The sequence below is a fragment of the Pseudomaricurvus sp. ABR4_320 genome (assembly GCF_056159445.1).
Genome location: NZ_JBSWVF010000045.1, coordinates 1 through 4,037, shown reverse-complemented (window position 1 = coordinate 4,037; position 4,037 = coordinate 1). Strand labels below are relative to the sequence as shown.

Here is a 4,037-nt window from a genome sequence, read left to right as displayed (position 1 = left end):
CATGCCTTCATCATGGAGAGGATGAGTTTTGAACTATAAAAATTATGTTGTATTTTCATTCGCTGTGGCTATTGTCCATTTTATTTGCGAAACTGTATGGCATTTTCTCAATGGGCAATATTTGCCAATGTTGATCGTTGATTATATTTCTATTGGCTTGCTTTTATACGCCTGCTATGAGTCTAAATATAGTGAGCTATATTCAAGGGTTCTCTTCGTTGGTGCTTGGGGCTTCACATTCTGTTTGTTTTATCGTGCATTATTTAGCAGGCTGGAAAGTATCAATAATATTATTGAGTCATTGAATTTAACGGTTGTTTACGTTGGTTTTCTCATGCTTATATCTGGTCTAATGTTTGTTTATGGTATTGTTGGTGCCCGTAATAAAGTTCATGGCATGTAACAAGTTGCTGTTGTCGCCACTTCGTGGCTGGGACAGCTTACACGTCGCTTCGCTATGTTCCAGCTGCCCCAAAGCAAAGCGTTACATTTAGTGAAGGGTCAGCGAGCATGGATAGATGGACGGAAGGAGATATGGATCCGAAGCAGAAAGGCAAATATCCCCTAAAGAAATACATTCTGGTCTTGGCAATCTTGTTTGTCGCCTTTGTAATAATATCTTATATCTACGCTTGTACTTGCTATTTAGGGGAGCAAGTTTGCAGAAAAAACGGAGAATTTATTGATAATCATAACCCTCAGTTAATGGATCTTGATTTCTCTTTCTTATCAAAGCCGGGACGTGTCGTATATCCTTGGTCATCAATAATGCTAAAAGAAGAAGGCAGCGTATGCTTGAGATTGGCTATGACCGAGGAGGGTGTTATTGAAGAATACGAAATCATAGAATCTTCAGGCTATCCCTATTTGGATAAAGCCGCACTAGAGTCCATCTCTACATTTGAGATCGATAGAACCAAGCTGAATGAAAAAGAGATTCTCGAGCGTAATATAAAAATTACTTTCAGGTGTCCAGATGAATAAATGTAACAAGGCCAAGCACCCTCGCACACTACGTGTGCTGGACCTCGCTTCGCTCGGCCGGTGTTGGCGGCGTTAAAGGTCAACCATGCTTCGACGCATAGATGAATGGCATAAGAGCACTTGGGAATTTGTTATTGCAATAATTGCAATGATAGGCCCCGCACTTGGAACAGCTGTTTATTGTGCTTATCAAGTATCTGAGGGTAATGGCCTTTTACAATTTCGGTTAGGCTTTATAGATGTTCCTAAATACTTAGGGGCTGGGGCATCTTACCTAGATGTATTAATGCTAGATGGCCTCATAGTCTTGGCGCTAATTATTGGCTTTGGTTATCGTTACTATCACTTTCGCCACGAAAGAGATTTTATTAAAAAATACAATATCGAAGCAGAAACAGGCTTTAAATCCCTGTTTTCTAATAAAACCCGCAGTGGTGGAAAGAATGGCCACTACGATCCAAGTGACCACGGAGACTTCGGTGGAAGCGACTAAAACCTTTAACAAGGCCAAGCAAAATCGCCGCAAAAAGCGCGGCTGGACCTCGCTATCGCTCGGCCTTTGTTGGCGGCGTTGAGCTTGTAGAAAGTGTGCCGTAGAGGCCGGATGGGATAATCAGTATTGATTGTTTATTCCGGCTACAAGCTCTAGGAAAGATGGTGGTAGGTCCACCAAAGTCCGCTGTCGGGAGCTGGCTTTAAACCACCTCATGCTGCTGGTATTAAGAGTGCCGGTAGTGAGCGATGAGGAAAAGGTAATAACTAAAATTATCAGGTGTGATAAAGAGAGACGAGTTAAACCGAACCTATGTTGACGCGTCGTAATTCAGAGATTGACATCAAAACCAGGGGCGTTTCTATCTTCTGGGATAAGTTTGCAAGTGAAATTCCGAATGCTGTGCAAGCGGTGTCCGGCGTATAGTGGGCGTGAATCTTTGTTGGGCTTTCTTAGGGAGCTGCGGGAACCAGTCATTATGATGATTAAGGGAGAAATACAAATAGGTAAAACTATAAGTATGAGAGTACCGATGCATAGTACTGGGACGGAGCTGTTCGTAGTAGTGATGATATGCTTGTAATGAGCGTGGAGCGAAGGGACAGCGTCAAGTTGTCTTTAGCTGTGGTTCAACTGACAGTGTTCAGGAGGAAATCATAGAAAAGACAAAGCCATTTACTATCCCAAAATGGCAACTGGTAAAGGCTTATCGTCTAGTTAAAGCTAATGCCGGTTCAGCTGGAATAGATCAACAATCACTTTTAGATTTCGAACGAAATCTAAAAGACAATCTTTATGTGATCTGGAATAGATTATCGTCAGGTAGCTATTTCCCGCCCCCGGTGAAAGCGGTAGCAATACCAAAGAGATCTGGAGGAGAGCGCATATTGGGAATACCAACTGTGAGTGATCGTATTGCTCAGATGGTAGTCAAACTTGCATTCGAACCAAAAGTGGAACTATGTTTTCTAGCAGACTCTTACGGCTATAGACCAAATAAGTCTGCAATAGATGCTGTTGGTGTGACACGTCAGCGTTGCTGGCGTTATGACTGGGTGTTGGAATTTGATATAAAGGGGCTGTTTGACAACATACCTCATGACTTACTATTGAAGGCGGTGGATAAGCACACTGATATTCCTTGGGTTCGTCTCTACATAGAGCGATGGCTGACTGCGCCAATTCAGATGCCAAATGGAGAGAAGGTAGCAAGAACCAGGGGAACGCCACAAGGTGGTGTAATTAGTCCGGTTCTTGCCAATCTTTTTCTACACTATGCATTCGACAAATGGTTGGAAAAACACTATCCGAAAATACCATGGTGTCGGTATGCTGACGATGGATTAGTCCACTGTCGAAGTGAGGCAGAAGCGCTGCTTATGTTAAATGTTCTACAGCAACGCTTTGAGGCTTGTGGTCTAGAGCTGCACTCGGAGAAAACCAAAATTGTGTATTGCAAGGACGGGAGTCGTAAAGGGCAGTATAAGAATACGGCCTTTGACTTCTTAGGGTATACCTTCAGACGGCGGCTATGTAAGAATCGTAAACAAAATAGTATGTTTGTGAACTTTACGCCTGCCGTTAGTAAAGGTTCGCTCAAAGCAATGGGATTGAAGATCAGAAAGCTACGGGTTCGCATGAGATCAGAACTGAATATAGAGCAGTTGGCGCGGTGGCTCAATCCGATTATCAACGGATGGATTACATATTTTGGCCATTTTACTCGTTCAGGGCTATATCGCATGTGCAGGCAAGTGAACAAAACGGTGGTTAGATGGGTGAGGCGGAAATATAAAAAGTTTCGTTATCGTAAGTCTAAGGCAATGTTGTTTGTACAAGGTATTGCCAAGCAGAACCTAAACTTGTTTGCTCATTGGAAAGTTGGGATGGTAGGAGAGTTTACTTGATGGGAGCGGTATGGGTCGAGAGGTTCATGTACCGTTCTGAGAGGGGCTGCCGGGGAGGTTCCGGTGGTCTACTCACCAACTCCAAAAACAAGGGCTTTTTCGCTAAAATTGGGTATCGCTACAGGGAGTTGCAAGATGCCAAACTTCAAGAAACCCAATTACAACCAAGACACGATGGTTGTGATCAATTTTGAAGAGCAGATTCGTCCGGGTACCTTTGAATTTGTTCTCCACCATCTCATTGAAGAGAAGCTCGATCTTTCAGCCTTTTACGACAAATACAAAAATGATGCAGGTGGTCGTTCCTCCTACGACCCCGCGATTCTTCTAAAGATCATTCTCTTTGCCTACTACAAAGGGGTTCGCTCCAGCAGAGACATCGAATGGGAATGCCAAAACAACATCCTATTTAAGGCGTTGCCGTGTGATACGGCACCGCACTTTACCAGTATCGCCAGTTTTATCAGCGGTCACCCTAAGGCCATCGAAGACATTTTCACGCAGATACTGATGGTCTGTGATGAGCAAGGTCTGTTAGGCCATGAACTCATCGCTATTGATGGCTGTAAAATAAGCTCAAACGCGGCTAAGGAACATTCCGGTACCTTGGAAGAATTGACGTGCAAGCGGGATAAAATCCAACGTCAAATCAA

The 4,037-nt window shown here is 43.5% G+C and carries 5 protein-coding genes; all 5 read left to right on the top strand.

The annotated features are described in order from the left end of the window. Positions 1–28 precede the first annotated feature (28 nt). Positions 29–403: a hypothetical protein gene (locus tag ACXAFR_RS27110; RefSeq protein ID WP_475183231.1), complete on the top strand. Its 375-nt coding sequence runs from the start codon at positions 29–31 to the stop codon at positions 401–403. A gap of 107 nt (positions 404–510) precedes the next feature. Beyond that, positions 511–984, top strand: coding sequence for a TonB family protein (locus ACXAFR_RS27105; RefSeq protein ID WP_475183229.1), 474 nt, complete (start codon positions 511–513; stop codon positions 982–984). Between the two features lie 85 nt (positions 985–1,069). Then, positions 1,070–1,477: a hypothetical protein gene (locus ACXAFR_RS27100; protein WP_475183226.1), complete on the top strand. Its 408-nt coding sequence runs from the start codon at positions 1,070–1,072 to the stop codon at positions 1,475–1,477. Between the two features lie 653 nt (positions 1,478–2,130). Then, the gene (gene ltrA, locus ACXAFR_RS27095; protein WP_475183234.1) at positions 2,131–3,384 is read left to right on the top strand and encodes a group II intron reverse transcriptase/maturase; all 1,254 of its coding nucleotides are present in this window, start codon (positions 2,131–2,133) and stop codon (positions 3,382–3,384) included. 135 nt (positions 3,385–3,519) lie between these two features. Next, the coding region (locus ACXAFR_RS27090; protein ID WP_475183225.1) for a transposase at positions 3,520–4,037 on the top strand (518 nt) is incomplete at its 3' end.

Excerpts from the sequence above, each read along its gene's own strand:
- ACXAFR_RS27100 (WP_475183226.1), top strand. The coding sequence starts at position 1,070 with ATGCTTCGACGCATAGATGAATGGCATAAGAGCACTTGGGAATTTGTT.
- ACXAFR_RS27105 (WP_475183229.1), top strand. The coding sequence starts at position 511 with ATGGATAGATGGACGGAAGGAGATATGGATCCGAAGCAGAAAGGCAAA.